4 protein-coding genes are annotated in these 4,132 nt (G+C 72.7%); 2 read left to right on the forward strand and 2 right to left on the reverse strand.

What is annotated here, in order from left to right:
• Nucleotides 1–105 precede the first annotated feature (105 nt).
• A complete protein-coding gene (locus ABZ914_RS47810; protein WP_387024013.1) occupies nt 106–1,734 on the reverse strand; it encodes a CocE/NonD family hydrolase in 1,629 nt (542 codons plus the stop codon).
• Nucleotides 1,735–1,900: 166 nt separating this feature from the next.
• Between ABZ914_RS47810 and ABZ914_RS47815 the strand changes: the two genes are divergently transcribed.
• Nucleotides 1,901–3,034, forward strand: coding sequence for a mechanosensitive ion channel family protein (locus ABZ914_RS47815; protein WP_500201275.1), 1,134 nt, complete (start codon nt 1,901–1,903; stop codon nt 3,032–3,034).
• 25 nt (nt 3,035–3,059) lie between these two features.
• On the opposite strand, the gene ABZ914_RS47820 is transcribed toward ABZ914_RS47815, so the two are convergent.
• Nucleotides 3,060–3,644, reverse strand: a complete 585-nt coding sequence (locus ABZ914_RS47820) for a TetR/AcrR family transcriptional regulator (RefSeq protein ID WP_500201276.1) — start codon at nt 3,642–3,644, stop codon at nt 3,060–3,062.
• 111 nt (nt 3,645–3,755) lie between these two features.
• Between ABZ914_RS47820 and ABZ914_RS47825 the strand changes: the two genes are divergently transcribed.
• Nucleotides 3,756–4,132 (forward strand): MFS transporter (locus tag ABZ914_RS47825; RefSeq protein ID WP_500201277.1); only part of this gene is annotated, 377 nt, incomplete at its 3' end.

Raw genomic sequence — 4,132 nt, forward strand, 5'->3', positions numbered from 1 at the left:
CACACACCCCCCCCCCCCCCCCCCGCCGCCCGCGCCCCCCCCCCCCCCGCCCCCCGGGGCCCCCCCGCGGGCCCCCGCGGCTCCGCGGGCCGGCGGCTCCGCGGGTCAGCGGAGGGGGACGACCGGGAGGACGATCGCGCTCGGGTGGTCCGGCGTGTGCAGGACCTCCTGGTCGGCGGTGAGCATCTCGGTGGCGGTGCCGATGGGCGCGCCGGTGCCGGGGTTGCGGGCGACGCGGGGGTAGGCACCGCTGGCGACCTGGACGCGGACGCGGTGCCCGCGGCGGAAGCGGTGCCCGGCGGGCCACAGCTCCACGGTGACGCGTCGGACGCCGTCCTCGCCGGGCTCGGGCGCGCCGGGGACGAGCCGCCGCATGCCCTCGCACAGGTTGAGGGACTCGCCGTCCGGGGTGACGTCGCAGAGCCGGACGACGAAGTCGGTGTGCTCGCGGTTCGAGCGGACGTGCAGGTCCGCGGTCACCGGGCCGATGATCTCCAGGTCCTCGTCCAGCACGGGCGAGGTGTAGACGAGCACGTCGCGGCGGCGTTCGAGGCGGCGCTGGTCGGTGACGGGATGGGTCTCGCCGAGCAGGGTGGGGCCGCCGAGGAACGGCGTCGGGTGCTCCGGGTCGTACCGGTAGGCGTCCGGTTCGGACTCGGGCGGCTCGTCGGGGGAGAGGGCGCCGGCCGGCTGCAGGTGCCAGCGCTGCTCGCGCATCCCGGGGACGGGCCAGTCGGGGAACTCGCGCCACTCGTCCACCCCGGTGACCAGCAGCCGGACGGGCTTCTCCCGCAGGCCGGACGGGTCGTCGAGCAGGTGCGCGCGGAACCACTTGACGGACTCGTGCACGGAGCCGCGCATCATCCGCTGGTCGGCGTGGAACCAGGGGCCGATGGTGAGGTAGGGGCGGTGCCCGGCGGCGCGGAGCGCGGCGTAGTCCTTGAGCTGCCACGGCAGGAAGATGTCGTACCAGCCGCCGGTCATGTTCACCGGCGCGCCGACCCGGGAGACGGTGGGGCTGAAGTCGCGCTTGTCCCAGAACGGGGTGTCGGGGCCGTTGACCAGCAGCTCCTGGAAGAACCGCTGCTGCTCGCCGGTCGCGATCCGGTCCAGCTCGGCGAGGGGGCGGCCCGACAGCGCGGCGCGCCGGGCGCGGCGCGGCGACATGATGCCGGTGGTGATGCCGGACAGCGAGTTCTTCATCCGCGCGGTGAGGTCGACCCAGATGAGCGCCGACTCCAGCGCGAAGGTGCCGCCGACGTTGACGGCGTCCCGGAAGGTGGACGCGGTGACCTGCATCGACAGGGCCTTCAGCTCCGGTCCGGCCTCGGCGGCGACCGCCCACTGGACGTAGCCGAGGTAGCTCGGGCCGTGCATCGCGAAGGTGCCGCCGAACCACGGCTGCTCCTTCAGCCACGCGATGGTGGCGAGGCCGTCCTCGCGCTCGTCGAGCGCCTCGAACACGCCGCCGGAGCCGAAGCCGCCGCGCACGCTCTGCACCACGGCCTGGAAGCCGTGCGAGGCGAACGCCTGCCCGCACATCAGCCCGAACGGCCCGCGCCGCCCGTACGGCGAGCGGACGAGCACGACGGGCGCGCGCTCGACGTCGGCGGGCGCGTACCGGTCGGCCAGCAGCCTGACGCCGTCGGCGGCCCGGACCTCCAGGTCGCGGTCGACCGTCACCTTGTGGGGGCCGTTCCGCAGTCCGAGCGCCGTGACCCCGAGCCGGCGCATCCTCTCCACGCCTACCACTTGATCGATCGTATCCGGCGGGTGAGGGGAACCCCGCTGTGAGGTGTCTCGCAGAATTGCCAGGTTTCACTACGATCGAGGGCGGTTTGCGGCAAGGATTGCGCACTGCCGGACGACGGGCGGCGCGGGGCCGCCCTGAGGAGGAACGATGCAGCACGCCTTCCACGGGGTGAGCTGGGAGCGGCTGGTCGCCGCCACCGTCGTGATGGCGGCGGCGCTCGCGATCGCGGTCGTGCTCCGGGTGCTGACGGCCCGGCTGTTCCGCCGGGCCGGGGACACCCGGTGGGCCTGGGACGACCTGGCGGCGCGGCTGGTGCGCGACCTGGCGGTGCCGGTGGCGCTGCTGACCGGGGCGTGGTTCGCCGCGAAGACGCTGAAGCTGCCGCACGGCACGCTGCTGGTGACGGGGCGGGTGCTGTCGGCGGCGACGATCCTGGTGTTCTCGCTGGCGCTGGCCCGGATGATCGCCGGGGTGGTCACCTCGGTCGCGTCGGCCCGGCAGGGCACCGCCGCGAACGTGACGATCTTCGCGAACATCACCCGGGTGCTGGTGATGGGCATCGGCATCCTGATCATGCTGCAGAGCCTCGGCATCTCGATCACGCCGCTGCTCGGCGCCCTGGGTGTCGGCGGCCTCGCGGTCGCGCTGGCGCTGCAGGACACCCTGGCGAACCTGTTCGCGGGGGTGCACGTGCTCGCGTCCAAGACGATCGAGCCGGGCGACTACATCAGGCTGGCCACCGGTCAGGAGGGGTACGTCGTCGACATCAACTGGCGCAACACCTCCATCCGGACGCTGTCGGACAACATCGAGGTCATCCCGAACCAGCGGTTCAGCGACACGATCCTCACCAACTACCACCGCCCGGCGCAGGACATGTCGGTGATGGTGTACGCCAAGGTGGCCTACGACGTGGACCTCGACCGGGTGGAGAAGCTGCTGGTGAAGGTCGGCAAGGACGTCATGCACGACGTGCAGGGCGGCATCGAGGACGCGAACGTGCTGGTGCGCTTCGACGACTTCAACGACTCGACCGTCGGCTTCCACGTCATCCTGCGCTCCACCGAGTTCGGCGACCAGTTCGAGATCAAGCACCAGTTCCTCAAGCGGCTGCACCGGGTGCTGCGCGAGGAGGGCATCGCGCCGCCGTACTGGCACCACCGCGTGGTCGTCGACGAGGCGGCGCGCATGGACGGGGAGCCGCGCACGGAGGAGGCGGCGCGCGGCGACAAGGCGGCGCGCAAGGGCGGGATGGCGCGCAAGGACGAGATGGCGCTCTGAGCGCGGCGCCGGCGGTCCGCCCCGCTCAGGGGCGGATCGTCGGCATGATGACGTTGTCCACCAGAGAGACGATGAAGTCGTCGGTGACCTCCGGTGCCCCGGTGAGGTTCTGGTACACGATCATCGCCGGGCCGACGTTGGCGACCTGCCGGGTCACCGCCCCGGGGCGGACCTCACCGCGCGCGGCGCCGTCCTCCAGGACCCGGTACAGCGCCTCCTTGACGGGGCCGGTCATCCGCGACTGCACGACGTCGTGCATGAGCCCCTTGCCGTCCTCGCGCGTGGTCTCCTCCTTGAGGACCCGGACCGGCGCGCCGTGGCACGCCTCGATCGTCTGCTGGAACGTCCGGCACAGCCGCAGCACGTCCGCGCGGACGTCGCCGCTCGGCTCCTGGACGGGCGGCTCGGGCAGGACGTGCTTGAGGGCGTCGGTGATGAGCTCGTCCTTGGACGACCAGCGCCGGTAGAGCGCGGCCTTGCCGGTGCGGGCCGCGGACGCGACGCCCTCCATGGTCAGTTTCCGGTAGCCGACCGCTTCGAGCTGCTCGAACACCGCGTCGAAGATCGCCGCCTCGAGGGCGTCGCCGCGCCTGCGGGTGGCCGGGGTCACCGCATGCTCCCGAAAATAGTGAACGCGAACGTTCTCTTTCCTGCCGATCGGTGGTACGTTCCCCACATAGTGTACTTCGCCGTTCCCTAAATTCCGTTCCGGAGGTTCGCCGTGCCCGCCGCACCGCACGGTCGTACGGCCGCGCCGGAGGAGCCCACCGCTCCGCCGGCCGGCCCCCGCGTCCATCATCGTCCAGGCGTCGTCCTCGCCGTCATCGTGGGCTGCCAGCTCATGATCGGCCTCGACACCTCCGTCGTCACCATCGCGCTCCCCGACGTCCGGGCGGGCCTCGGGCTGTCGACCGGGGGACTCGCCTGGGTCCAGAACTCCTACATGCTCGCATTCGGCGGCCTGCTGCTGCTCGGCGGGCGCGCCGGGGACGTGTTCGGCCGCCGCCGCACGTTCGCCGCCGGCGTCGCGCTGTTCACCGCCGCGTCGCTGCTCGGCGGGTTCGCGAACGCGGCGTGGTGGCTGCTGGCCGCCCGCGC

Source organism: Spirillospora sp. NPDC046719, assembly GCF_040645715.1.
Taxonomy (GTDB): Bacteria; Actinomycetota; Actinomycetes; order Streptosporangiales; family Streptosporangiaceae; genus Spirillospora.